This is a genomic window from Actinokineospora lacus (assembly GCF_053813445.1).
Map to the genome: position 1 here is coordinate 517,243 of NZ_JBQERA010000004.1, position 17,222 is coordinate 534,464.

Annotated in this window: 12 protein-coding genes; 4 read left to right on the forward strand and 8 right to left on the reverse strand. The window is 71.1% G+C overall.

The genetic code is table 11. The features are described 5' to 3' along the window. Positions 1-124: 124 nt before the first annotated feature. The 4 genes from ACTG9Q_RS13215 to ACTG9Q_RS13230 are packed head-to-tail and all read left to right on the forward strand — an operon-like array spanning position 125 to position 3,102. Complete coding sequence (locus ACTG9Q_RS13215) at positions 125-340, forward strand: hypothetical protein (RefSeq protein WP_455573020.1); 216 nt, start codon at positions 125-127, stop codon at positions 338-340. Next, positions 337-1,596, forward strand: coding sequence for a HesA/MoeB/ThiF family protein (locus ACTG9Q_RS13220; RefSeq protein ID WP_455573021.1), 1,260 nt, complete (start codon positions 337-339; stop codon positions 1,594-1,596). The genes ACTG9Q_RS13215 and ACTG9Q_RS13220 overlap by 4 nt, the downstream gene beginning before the upstream one ends. After that, positions 1,593-2,741 (forward strand): Mov34/MPN/PAD-1 family protein, encoded by a 1,149-nt coding sequence (locus ACTG9Q_RS13225; RefSeq protein ID WP_455573022.1) that lies wholly within the window; start codon positions 1,593-1,595, stop codon positions 2,739-2,741. Before ACTG9Q_RS13220 ends, ACTG9Q_RS13225 begins: the two co-directional genes overlap by 4 nt. A 25-nt stretch (positions 2,742-2,766) precedes the next feature. After that, positions 2,767-3,102, forward strand: coding sequence for a hypothetical protein (locus tag ACTG9Q_RS13230; RefSeq protein ID WP_455573023.1), 336 nt, complete (start codon positions 2,767-2,769; stop codon positions 3,100-3,102). A gap of 874 nt (positions 3,103-3,976) precedes the next feature. Here ACTG9Q_RS13230 and ACTG9Q_RS13235 read toward each other — a convergent pair. From ACTG9Q_RS13235 to ACTG9Q_RS13270, 8 genes are all read right to left on the reverse strand, one after another. Then, a complete protein-coding gene (locus tag ACTG9Q_RS13235) occupies positions 3,977-4,204 on the reverse strand; it encodes a hypothetical protein (protein ID WP_455573024.1) in 228 nt (75 codons plus the stop codon). A 56-nt stretch (positions 4,205-4,260) separates the two neighbouring features. Next, positions 4,261-6,684, reverse strand: a complete 2,424-nt coding sequence (locus ACTG9Q_RS13240; protein WP_455573025.1) for a caspase family protein — start codon at positions 6,682-6,684, stop codon at positions 4,261-4,263. Between the two features lie 60 nt (positions 6,685-6,744). Next, positions 6,745-9,642 carry a helix-turn-helix transcriptional regulator gene (locus tag ACTG9Q_RS13245; protein WP_455573026.1) on the reverse strand — a complete coding sequence of 966 codons (2,898 nt, stop codon included), beginning with the start codon at positions 9,640-9,642 and terminating at the stop codon, positions 6,745-6,747. Between the two features lie 7 nt (positions 9,643-9,649). Further along, complete coding sequence (locus ACTG9Q_RS13250; protein ID WP_455573027.1) at positions 9,650-10,975, reverse strand: hypothetical protein; 1,326 nt, start codon at positions 10,973-10,975, stop codon at positions 9,650-9,652. 193 nt (positions 10,976-11,168) lie between these two features. Next, complete coding sequence (locus tag ACTG9Q_RS13255; protein ID WP_455573028.1) at positions 11,169-13,739, reverse strand: CHAT domain-containing protein; 2,571 nt, start codon at positions 13,737-13,739, stop codon at positions 11,169-11,171. Between the two features lie 98 nt (positions 13,740-13,837). Next, the gene (locus ACTG9Q_RS13260; protein ID WP_455573029.1) at positions 13,838-14,833 is read right to left on the reverse strand and encodes a hypothetical protein; all 996 of its coding nucleotides are present in this window, start codon (positions 14,831-14,833) and stop codon (positions 13,838-13,840) included. Between the two features lie 545 nt (positions 14,834-15,378). Further along, a complete protein-coding gene (locus ACTG9Q_RS13265) occupies positions 15,379-16,029 on the reverse strand; it encodes a 4Fe-4S single cluster domain-containing protein (protein ID WP_455573030.1) in 651 nt (216 codons plus the stop codon). Beyond that, a complete protein-coding gene (locus ACTG9Q_RS13270) occupies positions 16,026-17,210 on the reverse strand; it encodes a hypothetical protein (RefSeq protein WP_455573031.1) in 1,185 nt (394 codons plus the stop codon). Before ACTG9Q_RS13270 ends, ACTG9Q_RS13265 begins: the two co-directional genes overlap by 4 nt. Positions 17,211-17,222: the final 12 nt, after the last annotated feature.

The following is a 17,222-nucleotide window of genomic DNA, read 5'->3' on the forward strand; positions in this document are numbered from 1 at the left end:
GCAGGTTGACAGAAACACGACAGAACGGGCCGGTCGTATCGCTCGACCGGGCCCGACACGATGATCCACCCGACGGCCGGGACGGTCCGGCCGCCTCGTGGCGATCCCGATCTGGAGCAATCCCATGACCGAAGACAGCAGTAGCCCGGAAGCGGTGCAGAACCTGCTCGCCAAGCGCGCGGCCGGCGGTGTCCCGTCCGGCGAGCAGCAACTCGTGTTCGACCCGGTGTCGGGGCAGCTCAAGGCGATGACGTCGGCGGACCCGGACGCGGTGATCGCCACCTCCACCACCGACGCCGGGTACTTCGCCGTCCCCGGTGCCCGGGCAGGTGACCAGTGACACGCGTGTTCCTGTACCAGGAGCAGGTCGAAACTTTGTGGCGGGAGGTGACGGCCTCCCGGGCCCCGCGCCGCCGCATCGCGCTCGGGATGGTGCTCGACGACGGCGAGGTGTGCCACGTCTACATCGAACCGCCGCGAACCCACTTCGCGGGCCACCCGTGCACAGCGGTGGTGGACTTCCGGGAGTACGACGGCGAGGAGGTGACCAACCTCGGTGCCCGGGAAAGCGCCCGGATCGTGGTTCTGCTCTGCTTGCGGGACAACGTGATCGACGGCCGGGCGTTCCTCGCCGACGGCACCGGGTGGACCGAGGGCGAGGTGCGGATCGTGCCAACGCGCACCGAGTTGTACGTGCGGTCCGCCGGGCTCGTGGAAACCAGCGCGCTGGCACGATCCCGGGTCGCCGTCGTCGGGCTCGGCAGCGGCGGATCGATGGTGGCCACCGCGTTGGCGCAGTCCGGGGTCGGCGAGCTGGTTCTGGTCGACCGCGACCGCTTGGAGATTGGCAACGTGTCCCGGCACGCCTGTGGCGTCGGCGACCTGGGCCGCCGCAAGACCGCTGCCCTGCGGGACCTCGTCACCGGCAAGAACCCGGATGTGCGGGTGGAGACCCACGACATCGACGTCGTCGAACGGCCCGAGAGTCTGCGCGCGGCGCTGGACGGCGCAGACCTCGTCATCGGCGCCACCGACGGGGACACCAGCCGCTTCCTGGTCAACCAGATGGTGGTGGAGGCCGGGGTGACCGCGGTGTTCGGCCGGGTACTGACCCGGGCGTGCGGCGGAGACGTCCTGCGGGTTCGTCCTGGCAGGGGCCCTTGCCTCGCCTGCGTCTACACGGAACGGTTCCTGGCACAACGCCCCCGGGAGCACTCCAGTGTCGCCGACGCGCGGACCGATGCCGACGCGTACACCTCGGCTGAGGACGTCGCGGCACGCGTACAGGTCGGCCTGGCGTCGGACATCGTGCCGGTGGCCAACCTCATGACCAAGCTGGCGCTCGTCGAGCTGTCCCGCGGCGCGGGCGGGCACCTGGAGTCGCTGGACACGGACCTGGTAGCCGACTTCTACGTCTGGGCCAACCGCCGCGAGGGCACCTACGCGGGCTGGCCCGAGATGGGGTTCTCCTTCAATCAGCCGTCGGTCCTGCGCTGGTACGGCGCGGACCTGACCGCCCGGGTCGACTGCGTGGTGTGCGCTGCCCCGGTGGCGGCGGTGTCCGACTTCTTCGATGGAACGGGGGACGACAGATGATGGCTAGGCGGGACCGGCCCTTCAAGCTGGTCATCCACGAGGGCGAGCTGGATCGCATCACGGAGTGGGTGCTGGCCAGCGAGGACATCGAGACCGGCGGCAACCTCTTCGGCCTCTGGACGCACAGCGGCGCGCCCACCGTGCAACTGGTCGTCGGCCCTGGGGCTCGGGCCCGGCACGGGAGGACCTCGTTCTTCCAGGATGTCGACCACGTGAACCTGGTCGGGGGGCAGGCACGGGACAGGCACGGTCTCCAGCACGTCGGGGACTGGCACTCGCACCACACCATCGGGCTGAAGCAACCCAGCCGAGGGGACGTCGCCACCGCTTTCGGTGTCTTCGACACCACCCCGCTCGACCGCTTCATGCTGATGATCGCGACCATCGAGGACCTGCGGGCGAGGCGGGTCGAGGTCGGCGCGTTCCTGTTCGAACGCGGCGTTGACGGGTATCGGACCGGCCGGTGGGTGGTGCTGTCCGGCGACAGCCCGGTCGCGGGATCGCTGCGGCCCGGCGACGGGCCTTCCAAAGAGCCGCGGGCGAAGCGACTCAAGTCCCGGAGCGAGGTCAAGGCGTCCTGGCAGGTACCTAGAACGACCCTGGACTCACCGGACGGGTCCCCGATGACGCCCAAGCCGGGCTGGTACACCGAGGACTGGGGAACCGCGCTACTGCGCTGCCTCGACATCCTCTGCCAGAGCAGCTTCGCCGACGGCCGGATCGGCCTCGACGAGGCATCCGGCAGGCTGTCCTACCGGTTCCGGTCGGCGGACGCCGACGTCGCGCTCGTCTTCCCGGCGGCCTACCCCCACCAGGTCGCCGAGATCACAGTGGCGCGCGGAGGGACCGGGCGAACGATCCCGGTGTCCGCGAACGCGACCACCGCCAAGCACCTGTTCGCAGCGCTGATGTCGGCCGTCGCCGACGCGCCCGCGAGGCAGAGGAACGATCCGAACACCGAGGAGTCCCATGAGCGGGTGGAGCGCGAGCCAGCAGCGCAGGCTGACGACCGAACGGGAGATCCTGGCCCGGTTCTTCCCGGAGCTGGAGTGGCGGCACCCGAGGGACCCGGACAGGACGGCGCTGGAGGGCCCGTTCCGGACCAACAGCGGACGGATGTTTCGGCTACGGATCACTGTCCCTAGGTCGTTTCCGTCCGAGTGCCCGGAAATGCTCGTGGTCGACCCCGTGCCGCTGAGGGACTTCCGGGGGGAGACGCTGAACAAGCCCTGCGCGTCCATGCACGTGCTCGGCGGCAAGGACCTGGCGACGAAGATCTGCCACTACCGGCCCAGCCGTTGGGTTCCGGATAACACCCTGTACCTGGTGGCGTTGAAGGGCAGGGTGTGGCTGGAGGCCTATGACGCACACCTGCGGACCGGCAAGCCGTTGGACAACTTCCTACGGCACATGGCCGAGGAGCAGGGGCACCCGGCAGCTTCCTCAACGCCTGTGAGCGAGGACGAGCGCACGTTTACCCAGTTGCTGAGGGGCATCTTCGGCTAGGACCATCTTGGCCCGACATCGCACCGCGCAACCAGGCCGATCCCTCGTCGTGACCAAGCTGCTTGCGGCAGCGGCCACAGCCGGAAGCACACCGACACAGCTGCGCGGCACCTACCCGGTGATCTGCCGCAGACGGGCGCGGGGCAGCCCTCAGTGCATGGTTGCCCCGCCAGCCCAGTCGGTGGACCTGCTGCCAGGGACCGTACCCGACGGAGACCGATGGCGGAGCAGTCCGGTCACGACCTCAGGGGCGGCTTCGGCGTCGACCCGTGGCACGGCCCCGCCCACAGCGTCCACGCGGGTCTGCGGATCTGCTCATCCCCGGACAGGCGGCGGCCGCCACGCGACCCGATCTGCGTCGCGCCTGCGCGACAGGGTGCTCGCGCTACCCAGGATCACGGTGGCACAACGGTCCTGGTTCACCGGCAGCGTCGCCGACACCGAGATCCGTGACCGGGTCAGCACCCCGGCCAGGACGGCGGCCTCGGGAATCGGCGGCATCAAGCCGCCAGGGCGGGTGTCAGCGCGTTGCTGCCCAGCCAGATCGCCCTCCCCCAGGAGGTCTTCGCGCTGCGCATGGCCCGCCGCGAACTGCTCACCGGCTACGGGAGACCGTCTCGGACGCCCCGCCGCCGAACGTGGCCCTCGTCTTGGACACCAGCCCGGCGACCTTCAACCCAGCCGAGACAGTGCTGTGCCTGGTCGGCCGCCTGATCACCACGACGTTGTGGACGGGTCGGGCGGGTCACCTTCGACCGACCCGGAGTCCTGCGTCTCCTCACCACCCCCGAGGACTCGTCGCCATGTGGACCGCCGCACCCTCGAGAGATCCCGCCACCCCGGTACAGGATGGCGGGATCTCTCAGCGCACGAACTAGCGGGCGATGTCGACCGGCTTGGGGTCGCCGCCGTTGTCAACGACGGCGGTGACCGTGAGAGTGCCGTTGCAGAAGACGGTGACCGGACGGCCCTGGGAGTCGATCAGGGAGAAGCGGACGGGGCCGCCGGTGAGGGCCGCGGTGAGGTCCTTGAGGAGGTCGTCCGCCCCGGCCTCAGGGATGTCCCACGACTGGCTGCCGATGATGAGGCGCTTGGTGCTCATTTCGGTTTTCCCTTCCACGGTCGGCTGCGGGGTTCCGCTACCAATCCCTTGACGGACTACGCCGGGCTCTCCCGGACGGTGCAACGGAAGGCGAAGTCCTCGGCGCGGACGCCGGTCTCCACAGGGGGGCGGTCGACGCCGAAGCGTTCAGCGGCGAGCAGGGTCGTCCGGTACAGGCCCGCGGTCTCGCCGCTCACCCCGCGCAGGAAGTCCTCGGCGGCGTCGACCAGGGAGGACGACCACCGGCCGGTGGTGGCGGGCTCGGTGTCGCGCAGGAAGTCCGCCAGGGGGCAGCGGTCCTGGTCGGCCGGGGACACCCAGACCGCGATGTCCAATCGGTCGCGCACAGTCCCCTCGAACACCGGCAGGTCGCCCAAGGGGAGGCGGGTGCCGTCCACCACGTCGGTGAGCCAGACCGTGCGCGCCTCGGCCACGCCCGCGTCGTCGACGACGACCAGGGTGTCGACGCGGACGGCGGTGTGGCGGGACGCCCGGTTGTGCAGGGTCAGCAGGTCGCTGACGCGCACCTCGATCCGAGTCTCGCCGTCGCCGGGGTCCGCCCAATTGATCTCGGCCTGCCGGGGTCGGGTGTCCACCTGGAAGGCCGCCAGGCCGTCCTGGACCGCCGGCTCGGGGACCAGGGTGAAGTCGACCGCGCGGACCGAGTAGCGGGTCGGACGGGCCGACTCGGCGACGATCTCGCGACTGCCCCCCGAACCGATCTGGTGGAGGCAGCGCTCCAGATGGGACAGGCCCGACCGGACCTTCAGGCCGGCCTGGGTCAGCACATTGGTGTCGGTCGGCCGGTCACTGGCCACGACCAGCACGGTCTCCACCCGCGGACGTCCGGTGGGCACGGACTCCGGCCAGCGCACCGGCAGCCCGGTCACCTGGGCGGTCGTGTCGTTGCCGCCGAACACGTACTGCCCGCCGGGCGCGATGTACACGCCGCTGGGGCTGTACGGGTTCAGCACGCCGATCTGGGCCGAGACCCCAATGTCGACCAGGGAGACGTAGACCGGGTGGTCGCCCGGGTTGCGCACGGTCAGCAGGATCGACTGCCCGGAGTGAATGAACCCGCCGGACAGCGGCACTGGGACCGGCGGACCGGAGCCGACGGTGGCGAACTCGACAGTCGGCTCGGTCGGCAAAGCCAGCCCCTCCTCGCCGGTCATCCGACGAAGGATGCGCGCTTTGGCGATACGCGTGAGGTCGTCGAGCACCCTCACCGTCTCGGAGGTGCGGCCGACCCCCAACGGACCGACCTCGTCGGTAATGACGACCCCGTCGGCCTCGAACCCGACCCCGATCTCCGCGCGCTCCCCCAGCTCGGCCAGCCGCAGGTAGGGGCTGCGCAGCACCCCGTCCACCAGGGCGGTCGCCTCGGCGGCGTCGGGGACGTGCACGACCACCGGCGCCAACGACGCCTTCGTCAGATGGGCCCGCGCCCCCAACGGGACCACCGCCCCGGGCTTGCGGGGCGTGAAGGCGCCATGGGCGGCCTGGGCGTCAACGCTCTCGACGGCGACGGTCCCGACCGCGCGGGCGCTGTCGGGCTCGGCGCTGTCGTCAGGCATCACGGTGAACTCGTCGCCGCGGCGCACCCCCAGCAGGACCGCGCCGGGGAGCCGGGCGCGGCCTCGGTCGACCGTGACCGGGAACGTCGCGACCGGGTCGGTCTCCACGGTGTCGAAGAGCAGTCGCGTGGTGGGGCCCTCGGCCTCCGGGCGCTGCCCTGCCCACACTTCGGTCACCAGGTTGCGCACCCGGTCGAGGACCGTCGCCCACGACACCGTCCCACCGACGGCGGCCGCCTCCTCCAACGCCGACACCAGGGCTTTCGTGAACCGCCCCATGGTCCTGCCCTGGTAGGGCTCCTCATAGGCGAGCTGCTCCGGGGCGCAGGCGACAAGCCGGACCGCGTGTGGGTTGCCCTTCACGTTCAGCAGTCCGAGATCCGGACTGCTCCGCCGCATTGAGTCCACATAGGATCGGATCTCCTGATAGGACACCTCCCGGCTCAGCGAGCGCGGTGTGCGGTCCGGGTCGCGGGACATGTGGGCCGAGTGGCAGCAGTCGAGCACGACCGTGACGTTGCGGGTCCGCTCGATGAGGCGGGCCTGCAGCAGGGACAGCTCGAACGAGGTGACCACCCGCATGTCGCCGTCGCTGGACTCGGTGTAGTCGGTGGGCACCAGGAACTGGTGGGTGTTCGCGCTGGGCGTGCCCTGAGCCACCTCCGGGTCCGGGGCGTACCCGCCGTGGCCGCTGTAGTAGACGACGACCGCGTCGTCGGGTCCGGCGCCCCCGATGAGCTGTTCGTAGGCGTCAAGGATGCCGTCGCGGGTCGCGTCGGCGCCCTCCCTGGGGTCGCAGTCGAACCCGGCGGTCCCCAGGACCGTCCGCATCGCCGTGATGTCGTTGGCCACGCCCTTGAGACCGAGGGTCTGGGCTCCGATCAACAGCGCTTTGCGCGCCATGTCTCCTCCTGTTTTCGGGCATCCCGAACACCCGGACGAGCCGGGCGGACGGGAAAGGGGTCAGTCGGCCAGTGGGATCAGGCCCGCAGCGCGGGCCTTGCCCACCGCCTCGATCGTGTTGGCCGACTCGGTCTTGGAAATCGAGTTCTGGCGGTGGGCACTGACGGTCCCCCGCGCGATGCCGAGAGCCTTGGCGATCTCCTTGGACGTCAGGCCGCGGTCCGCGAGGTCGAGCACTTGGAGTTCGCGCAGGGTCAACCCGTACCGGGACGACGGGGCCTTGGCGGGCGTCTCCTTCAGCGTCACCCCGTCGACGAACGTCGCGATCTCCGCCGACAGGGGCCGCGCGCCCAGCCTTTCGGCGATCTCCGCGGCCTCCGTCGCGACGGCCAGCGCGTGGGTCCGGTCGTCCGCCCGCAGAGCGGCCCACGCCTCCCGCAGCAGGGCGTACGCCCGGGAGTACGGCCTGCCCAGGTCCGCCCACACCGCCGCGAGCGAGGCCCAGGTGGCGACCGAGTCGACGCCGAGCCTGCGGGCGTCCTCGGCCGCGCAGGAGGCTGCCAGGGCCGCGACCTCGGGGTCGCCTTGGCCCTGTCTGCCCGCGGCTTCGGCCCGCCAGGCCATGTCGTGGACCAGGTCTCCCTGGGCCCACGGCGAGTCCGGCAGGGCGGCGGCGTCGGCGGCCGCCCGGAGGCCGAACTCGCACAGGTTCAGCACGTAGAACGGGTCGTCGGAACCCTTGACCGCCGCGAGGCCGTTGGCAATTGTGTCCAGCGCGTCGCCGAGGTCGCCGCGGCCCGCCGCCAGCTCGGCGCTGAGCCGGTAGAGCGGGCTGACGAACCGCGTGTGCAGGTTGGTGTGGGCTCGGAGGGCCTTCAACGCCCGCCCGGCCGCGTCGAGATCGCCCCGGGCCATGTCAAGCTCGACCTTGGTGAGCTGCTGCATCACCGTCTCGGCCGACGGGTAGTACAGCAGGATCTCCTCGATCAGCGTGGACGCCTGTGCCCAGCGCCCGACGTAGATCAGGGTGGCGCAGGCGTTGTTGGCAGACAGGCTGGCCTCCCGCGTCCCCTGCAACCCCAGCCGCCGGGTCGTCTCGAACGCGGCGAGGAACTCCTCGGCCGCCTCGGCGACCCGGCCCGCCCGGTACAGGCACGCGCCCAGGTTCACCCGCGCCCGCAGGAAGTCCTCCAGGTGGTCCACCTCGGTCGCGGTGCGGACGGCGTCGCAGAGGGCCGCCACCCCGTCGTCCACCTTCCCCAGCCCGCACAGCGCCACCCCAAGGCTGTTCCGCGCCCGACCGCCCGCGGCCGACGAGTCCGCCGCCTCGGCGATCTCGGCGGCGCGGCGGGCCAGCGTCAGCCCTTCAGCGGCCCGGCCCTCGCTGACCTCAATCGTGGCCAACGCCGAGTAAACCCGCGACAGCGTCTCGCTGGGCTCTGTCCCCTTCAGCACCCGCCGCGCGTCCCGGTACGCCTGGGCGGAGCGAGCGTCCTCGCCCGCCTCCCACAGGTAGCAGGCCAGCCGCTCGTACAGGCTGCCCGACACGACCGGGTCCCCGTTGGCGACAGCCCCGACGGCCTCCTCGGCCAGCGCGGCCGCGGCGGGCAGGTGGCCCGCCCAGCGCGCGGCGTCGGCGGCCCTGGTCAGTACGGTGACCTTGCCCGCGCCGACGACCACCTCCGCGTCAGGCACCCGGTCCCACAGGTCCAGTGCCCTGCGGTACTGCGTCTCCGCCTCGGCGAACGCCCGGACCCGGTAGGCCAGGTCGCCCGCGGCCACCGACGCCCGCAGCGCGTCGGGAACGCTTTCCGCCGCGGCCCAGTGGTAGGCCAGCTCGGGCAGCAGCTTCGGGTCGGACGCCACATCCTCGGCGAGCGCCGCGGCCAACGTGGCGTGCAATCGCTTGCGGGTGAGAGGGCGGACACCGCTGTACACCGTCTCGCGCAGTAACGCGTGCTCGAAGGTGTAGGACTCTTCCTCCTGGTCTTCCAACAGGACCCCGTGCTCGATGCACTCGGTGAGGGCCGCGTCGAGGGCGTCCTCGTCCAAGGCGACGACCCGGGCAAGGAACCGCACGGCGACCGTGCGCCCGGCCACCGCGGCTGCCCGCACCACCCGCGCGGCGTCCTCGCCGAGGTGGGTGATCCGGTCGCGCATGAGGTCGCCCAATGAGTCCGGCAGCGCCGCGATCGGTCCGGCGGCGACCAGTTGCTCGGCGTAGTAGGGGTTCCCCTCCGACAGCGCGTAGTAGCGGTCGGCGAGCTCAGGGGCGATGGCACCGTCGGTCAAGGCATTGACGAAGAGCCGGAACTCCCAGTGCTCGAACGGTTTGAGGTCGATCCGGTCCACCCGGCGCGCGATCGAGGGCTCACGCAGCCGCTGCCGCAGGGCGTGCCGGTAGGGCAGCACCGACCGGTGGGTGCACACCAGCATGAGGCGCTGGTCAGTCATGGTGCCGACCAGGTGCGCGAACAGGTCGAGCGTGGCGGTGTCGGCCCAGTGCATGTCCTCGAACACCAGCAGCAAGGGCTGTCCCCCGCCGAGGTTGTCCAGCATCTGCGCCAGCGCGCCGAACACCTTCGTCTGCGCCCCCGGCCCGGCGGGCGCCTGCTCCCCGACCCCGGTGAAGTCGGAGATCAGCCCCTCCAGGTTCCTCCAGGCGGGCCCGGCCAGCCCGCGGGCGCGCTCGTGGCCCACCCGCCGCACCAGCGACACCAACGCCCGCACGAGCGGCTCGTAGGGCATGGAGCCGCCAACCAGTCCGACGCACCCACCCGCGAGCACGACCGCCCCCGAAGCCCGGGCGGCCTCGGTGAACTCCGCGACCAGGCGGGTCTTGCCGACCCCCGGCTCACCGGCGAGCACGACCGCCGAGGGCTGCCCCTCTGTGGCCTCGCGCAACTTCCCGCGCAGGAACGTCACCTGGTCGGTGCGACCGACTAGAGCACTGGCCACGGATATATCATCGCCTTCCACTGTGCCGGATCGCACCACGGACAACCGGGTGGCCTCCACCCACGACCGGACTGGCCGAACGCAGCACCCGCGCGTACGGATGGCCGTCCGGCACCCGGGTGCGCGCCTTCTCGAACTCCTCCGCCGCCCACGCCGTCCGGCAGAGGGCGCGCAACGCCCGCAGCACCGCCCGCTGATCCGGGTCGAGACCCGCATCCGACGCCAGAACAGCGTCGAAGCGTGCGACCAGCCCGGCTGCGATCCCGCGCAGACCGGTGACCGGGTGATCCGGGTCGAGGAAGGCGGCAAGGGAGCACAGGATCACGGGCGCGGCCGGGTGGTCGGCTGAGACCTTCCCGGCCGAGTCCAGCAACGCCTCGGCACCCGCCCGCCGGTCGACACCGTCCCCCTCGACCCGCTCCCGCAGGTGCAGCGCGACCGCGAGCAGGAAGGTGTCAACGGCGACCTCCGCGTCGGACCCGTCCCGCCCGACCTCATGCAGCACGACGGCCAGCGCCACGGAGTCGTCCACAGCCGCGGTCTCGGGCAAGGCGGTGTCGGGCAGCAGCAGGGCCGCCGCCGCGTCCCAGACCGGCATCCCCGGGGCCAGCCCGAGCCGCTCCCGCACCTCGCGCCGCAACTGCACGGCAGTCGGGGACGCGACAGGCTCGGGCGCCGCAACTGCCAGTAAGGACTGGGCCTTGGACTCCGGCGCGTTTCCGCCCTCAACGACGGCAATGTCCTCGATCACGGCGGGAACCTGGAGCAGCGGGCTTCCCTCCACTATGGATCGCATGCCCTCGGGGGAGAGCATCATCGGATTGGTCCCGAGGTCGGTCTTGTGAGTCTGCATCCTCTGCGCCAGCGACATCGCCTTCATCATCGTCGCCGCGTCCGGGAAGCCGCCCGCGCCGATCGCGCGGACCACATCGAACATGTCGACCATCAGCCCGGCCTGAGCCGCGAACCCAGGCCCGACCACAGCGGCGTCGGCGGCCACCTCGCGCAGCAGGCGCTCGGCCCGGTCGAGGTCGGCGGCCGTCCCGGCGCCGCGGTGGAAGATCTGCAACGCCGACGGCCCGGCCAGCCGATCCAACGGCCCCGCCCCTCTGGCGAAGTAGAGCATGCCGAGCACGAGACGGGCCTGGGCAGCGATCGCGGTGGAGACGCCGGGACCACCGCGACCGCGCTCGATGAGGGTGACAGCGGCGTCGCGGTCCTTGTCATCCCCGCCGCACTGATAGCGGAAGAATCGGCTGAAACCAGCTGTGCACAAGGCAGTGGGAAGCGACGGGTCATCGGGGGCGAGGAGATCAACCATCTCGTCGAACACCTCGACGCCCTCGTCGAGGAAGGCGAGGACCGCAGGCGAACCGGCGGGTTGGGTCGTCGCCTTGGTCATCAGCGCCGTCCCTAGCTCGGCGAGCGCGGGGACGCGGTCCGCACCGGTCGTTCCGGCCATCCCGGCGCGCAATCGGGCAATCTGCTCGTCTGTTGTGGACACTTGACTCTTCCTTCCTGCCGTTTCACTGACCGCTGTGTGTGAATCCGGCCCAAGCGGCGACCGGGACGGGGCCCGTGCGAATCTCGCCGGGCAGGTCGGCGGGGGTCTCTCGGGCAGGGTCGAGCATCCACATCTGCGCGGCCCGCAGCGCCTGCCACGGCGGCATCCTGTGGACCCGCAGGAAACGGTGAAACATGTGGACAAATGCCGGTGTCCCATCATCCGGCGCTGTCCACATCGTCGAGATGACGTTGTGGGCGCCACCGGCGAGGAACGCCGTACTCAGACTGCGGACCTCGTCGTAGCCGGCTGCGCTGACGGTGTCGCCAGCCGCCAGGACGACCAAACCCACCGCACGCTGCGGTGTCTGGGCCATCGACCGGACGATCTGGTCGGCCCGGAACCTGCCCGTGGACGGGCTGTCGTCGGGGGCGAGGACGAGCGCTCTGGCACCCGTCTCGGCATCGAAAGAGTTGTGGCAGGCCAGGTGCAGCGTGGTTCCGGCGTGTGGGTTGGTATCGCCCAACCAATCGGCCACCTCGGTCGGCGTCCCGCGGCCGGACCGGCTGGGTGAGCCGTCCGGCTTGCGGCCGACGTAGCGGGCGCCCGGGTAGAACGCGCGGCGGACGGCGTGAGCCTCCAGCCTGGCCACAGTGAGCGGCTCGCAGGCTCCGGTGTCCGGGTCGCTGACGACGAGTCCGGTTCCACCCAGCGCGACCTGGGGCCGGCCGGCTGCGGTGCAGAACAGCCGGGCGGACGCGACCTGGGAAAACGCAGCCAGGTGGACGGCATGGGTCCCGTCGCCGCGTCGGGCGGCCTGCCAGGCGATGCGGGCGAGGTCGCCCACGGGGACCAGCACGATCCTGGGCGGCTGGTCGAGGGAGAGACGTTCGAGCACCGGACCGATCGCGGCGCGCCACGCCCAGTCGCAGACGCGGTCGCCTGGGGACGCGATGTACCGGTGGGCCTCAGTGCCCTCTCCGACCGCGAGGTGAGGCAGTCGAAGATAGGCGCAAGTGCCTTGGGCCGGGACGATGACCGCGTAGCCAGGGTGCGCGTCGTCGCCGGGAACCAGGTACACCAGAGCGGCAGCCCCAACCTTCCCGAGCGCGGCGCGCGCCTCCGCGGGCGTCGGCGGGTCGAGGAGACCACGGGTGGCGCGGTCGTGGGTGAGCAGGGCGTCCACGACCGTCTTGCGCAGGTCCGGGTCATCGCCATCCCATCGGCTGGCCAGGTCGGCGCGACCCGCCTCACGGAGGGCCGCGGGGATGTCACGCATAGCGGTCTCAGCGAAGATCAGCAGTCCCCGACCGCTTTCCAGTGTCTGGAAGGCTTCGGTGAGCTTGCCCGCCTCACCGTGGTGGCGAGCCGTCCCGGCAGCATGGGCGGCGACATCCTGGATGACCTGTCTGGCGCCACCCGCCACTTCCACCAGCGCCACCTGGGCGAGGCGGCGCAGACCGTCGAGGCCCGACGGCCGCCGGGACCCGAGCAGACCCCTGACCCGCGAGAGCAGCTTCTCCGTCTCGTGCCACAGCTGGTGGTCCGAGCCGTCCATCAGCTCCACCGCACGCACCAGCGCCTGTTCGGCCTCGCTGAGCCCGTCGCCGGTGTCCTCAGCGCGTCGCGCCAACGCCGACGCCAACATGAAGAGGCCGAGCACCCCCGTCTGGCTGTCGGCAACCCCCAAGAGCAGGTCCCGCAGCCGTCTGATGGCGTTGTCGAGCTGCCCGCGGCCCCATTCGCCGCGCTCCAGGCACACCAGGGTGACCTGCGCCTGGGCATAGATCCGCCGCGAGAGGGGTGCGTCGGTGTCGTCGGCCCGCTTGGTGAGTTCGGCGATCAGGCCAGGGTCGGGGTCCGGCCCGCCGGACTGGCCGCGGTGAACCAGCTCGATGTCGGCCAGCGCGGCCAGCACGGTGTCGCTGCCGGACACGTCGATGAGGGAGCCTCCGGTGACCCCCATCGCATCCTTTACGGCCTGCAGGGACTCCGTATGGTCCCCGACCCGGTCGGCGGCCAACGCGTCACCGAACCGCGCGGCGAACCGGCGGACGACCTCAGCCGTGGTGGGGTTGTCGATCTGCTCTGCAAGTCCGGTCATGTGGGAGATCGCGTCCGACACCGTACCCCGCGTCGGCGCCGTCGAGCGCAGCACGAGGATCTGCCGGGTCAGGTTGATGAGCTGCGAAACCGTGGAGTCCATGCCGTGCGCGGCCTCGGCGAGGCCGGAAAGGGTCCTCTGCGCGGTCGGAACATCTATGGCCGGGTCGGTGGTCGCGGCGTACATGATCTGCTGCGCGCGGGTCCAGACCCTGATCTCCGGCCACTTCGGGAACGGGACAGGGCCGCTGTCGGCGTGGTCCAGCAGGGCGCCCAGGTGGAGCATGAGATCCAGTGGCGCCATGCGTCCGCTGTCGATCAGGGTGACAACCATGGTGACGGCCAGCCGGGGCCGTTGCGGGTGGTCCGGCGGGAGTCGGTCGAGGTCGGCGAGGAAGTCCCGCACGTCCTGTGGCGCGGGCCCGCCGTTGGCCGCCCGGTGCAGGGTGTCCCGGCACCGTCCGACCACAGCCGCGGCGTCGTCGGCCATCGGGTCCTCCTCGTTCGTCACGACCGTGCCCCCGCTACCTGACGGACGGGGACGCCGTCCGTCGAGGAGCGGAGGTGAAAGCAGACAGGTGGCCGGGGTCAGGTGGTGATCGCGGCGAGGACGGCGCGCACGACCTCGGCGTCGGCGAGCGCGTGGGCGGCCCGGTCCGCGGCGTCGGGGTGGTGCGGGGTCTCGTGCAGGTGCTCGCTGCCCGTCCCCTCGGCGAAGAGTGCGCGGACGACCTCAACGACCACGGCCCCGGGATCCCCACCGGCAGCGATACCCGCCTCGATCCGGTCCACCGCGATCGACGCCCGCTCCAGCATCCACGCGTTGGGGTCGTCCCACTGTCCCGTGCCGACCGCGAGCGTGTCCTCAGAGGACTCAACGGAGAGTCGGGGCAGCGGGATGGCGGTTAGGCGCTTGAACCCCATCGGACGCTCTACGTAGGACTCATACCAGGCTGGCTTAGTGCGCATCGCGGCCAGCACCCGCGCAAGGTTCACACGCACCGCACGCAGGACGGCGTCGGGGTCACCCCCGTCAGCGGCCATCCTGCGCGCGACCCACCGATCCACCGGCCACCCTTCGGGACCCACCGTGACATCGCCGCCGACGAAGTCCAACACCTCGACGGCGAGATCCAGCAGTACTGGATCCTCCTGCAGCTCACGGCCCAACCACTTGGACACCCGGGGGCGCTGCAACGCGCCACGCTCCCCCCGCCTGCGCCGGTACCCGTTGACAGTGGCCGCGGTCAACCGCGTGCCGATCCAGGCCTCCATGTTGCGGATCGGCACCTTGGCGTTGCGCAGGACTTCCTCCACGACGGCCTCAGTGTCGTCGTGGAACCGATCCAGGCAGTCGGCCTCCATGCGCTGGATGGACGACGCGCAAGCGGCATGCCCGCGCTTGAACTCCAACCTCCGCGTCAACAACTTGAACACCACGGGGTAGGCGATCCCATAGACGGCCGCCCGCAACCGCTTGAGCTCCTCCCCCTCCGCCGCACCAGCAACCTCGGCCAACACCCCCCGCCCCGCGAGGGCCCGGACATCGCCGGTGACTCGGGAAACAGTCGGCACACCGCTCATCGTTCGCTCCCGTGACGCGCAGGAATGGCCGCGAAAATCCAGCCGGAAAACCGGGGAGAAGCCCCGGGAACCAACTCCAGCTATCCGGACCACGTGGCGGAATCCGTTACCGCCCTGCCGTCGAAATTACGTCGCACAACCAGCCGAAAACTATAAACCAGCTTCGATACCAGCACCAATAACTAGCCAACCGGCCGTCGAACCGGACAAAAGACACCGACTAAACCACCCCAACCGAGGACTAAACCACGGGACCCCTTTTCCTGCCTAAACCACCCGTCAGAAACAAGGACCCATGCACACCCACACGACCGCCTGCACCTCCCACCACCCCTGGGACGTCGCCACCCACCGCCGAGCAACCCGAATCCTCCACGACGAACTCCTCCGCCGAGCCCTCCAGCACCACCAAGACCACCACCCCTGAACCCGCGCCTGACAACCCCGGGCCCGGTGCGCCTCCCGCACCGGGCCCGGCCGTTGGGTGTGAACGAATTCCAAGTCGAACTCGGCGTCATGCCGTCCAGTGCGGGCCAAGGCACAGATCAGGGCCGCCAAGTGACATCGTCGACTCCCATTCCCAGCGCCCGCAGTCCGCTTTCCAGTCCGGACAACGTGCCCCGGCGCGGAGTGCCGATAATCCACACGCCACCCGGACGGTCGCCCAGTTGCAGCGGTGGGTTCTCGGGTTCGTACTCCAGGTATTGCGCGTATCGGCGTCTGCCGAGGTCCGTGCGCGGGACCATGGCCTGGTTGGCCGAGCCCCGCCAGATCCGCTTCGTGGGCTTGGTGACGTCGTAGCGTCCGGTCACCAGCACGTCCGCCGCCGCGACGGCGCGCAGCTGGAGCCTGTCCAGTTCGGACTCCTCGTATCCGGTGTAGACCAGGATGTCGGCTTCCCGCCCAGCGCGAACCTCGGCAGAGGCGTCGAGGAACGCGCGGAGGGCAAGTGGTTGCTGCAGCGGCTCGCCGCCGCTGACGGTGAGGCCGTCCGCTCCCGCGTCGAGCGCGGCGCGCCAGAGGTCCAGCAGGTCGGCGACCGGTGTGTCCTGGCCGCTACGGGGGTCCCAGGTATCGCGGGACATGCAGCCGGGGCAGGACAAGGTGCACCCCTGCACCCACACGCCCAGGCGTCTGCCCGGACCGAGAGCGGTGACCGGGTACAGGGTGCGGCCGACCCGCAGCCCGGCGCTCACGGTCGCACCCCGCGGCGCAGACCGCGGCGGTGCAGGACCGCCTCGGTGAAGCTCGCGTCACCGGCGGCTCTGGCGAGGGCGGCGAAGTAGGACTCCTCGGCGGAGGCGTAACCCGCCCGGATGGCCCTGGTGAGGGCGTCGAGCGCCGTCTCCTCGTCGTCGGCCTCGACGTGCTCGGGGTCGACCTGGTCAACCACTTGGCGGCGCACGCCCTCCACCCGGTCGCGTCTGGCCCGGTGCCGGGCGTAGGCCTCCTGGTACGGGTGGCGCCTGCTCAGGCCGAGCATGAACGCGACCGCACCCGCCACGACCAACCCGCCGATGAACATGAGCACCACCGTGATGGGCACCAGGTCCAGCCGCTCCAGCCGCTCGCGCTCCTCCCGCAGCACCGCGGCGCAGGCGATGCCCAGCACGACGACGACACCGGTCCACGCGGTCCCGGTGACGCCGACGACCCAGGCGAGCCGCCGTTCGGTCCCGGTCGCCTGCCGTGCCCGCAGCATCAAGGCGGTGACGTGCGGACCGACAACGAGGAACACCGCCATGGCCGCGCACACCACCCACACCGCGGTCGGGCTGGTCCCCGCGCCCGCGACCCGGCTGAAGAACAGGTAGTGCACGCCGGTGAGGGCGGCGACCAGGCCCACCATGATGGCTACTCGCCAGCCGATGCCCAGGACTGTGGTCTCGCCTTCCCACACCGGGTCGTCGTCGGCGATGTCTTCGGTGGCGCCCTCGGGCGGGTCGCCGACAGGGGGGTGCTCGTCCACCGGCTCGCGCGCCCGTGCGTCGCGCACTGCCAGACGGTCCATCATGGACCGGGCCGCGGCCATGAAGCGGTTCGCCTCGGCGCTCTGCTCGCGCAGGTGGTGCACGCGGCTCTCGGTGATCGCGTGACGTTCGCGGGCCGACTGCACCGCGCCCTCGCACATCTCGCGCAGGGCGGCGACGTAGCCGGGGTCGTGGTGGGCCGAGAGCTCGTCACCGGGGTGGCCGAAGGACCAACTGTCGAAGACATGCGCGCCGACCTCCTCGGCGGCGCGGGCCTCGGCAGCGGCGATGAGCACCGTCACCGGCGTCCTCGGGTCAACGATCGGGCGGGGCAGCGGGGCGGTCGGGCCGGGACGGCGCCGGGACGTCAGCCGCTGCCAGAACGAAGTGGGCGGAGGGAGGTTCACGAGTGGTCCCGT

What these genes read in the sequence shown, in the direction of transcription:
- ACTG9Q_RS13255 (WP_455573028.1), bottom strand. Translation starts at nt 13,739, where the DNA reads ATGGCCGACGACGCCGCGGCTGTGGTCGGACGGTGCCGGGACACCCTG.
- ACTG9Q_RS13240 (WP_455573025.1), bottom strand. Translation starts at nt 6,684, where the DNA reads ATGGCGCGCAAAGCGCTGTTGATCGGAGCCCAGACCCTCGGTCTCAAG.
- ACTG9Q_RS13215 (WP_455573020.1), top strand. Translation starts at nt 125, where the DNA reads ATGACCGAAGACAGCAGTAGCCCGGAAGCGGTGCAGAACCTGCTCGCC.
- ACTG9Q_RS13225 (WP_455573022.1), top strand. Translation starts at nt 1,593, where the DNA reads ATGATGGCTAGGCGGGACCGGCCCTTCAAGCTGGTCATCCACGAGGGC.
- ACTG9Q_RS13235 (WP_455573024.1), bottom strand. Translation starts at nt 4,204, where the DNA reads ATGAGCACCAAGCGCCTCATCATCGGCAGCCAGTCGTGGGACATCCCT.
- ACTG9Q_RS13260 (WP_455573029.1), bottom strand. Translation starts at nt 14,833, where the DNA reads ATGAGCGGTGTGCCGACTGTTTCCCGAGTCACCGGCGATGTCCGGGCC.
- ACTG9Q_RS13230 (WP_455573023.1), top strand. Translation starts at nt 2,767, where the DNA reads ATGCTCGTGGTCGACCCCGTGCCGCTGAGGGACTTCCGGGGGGAGACG.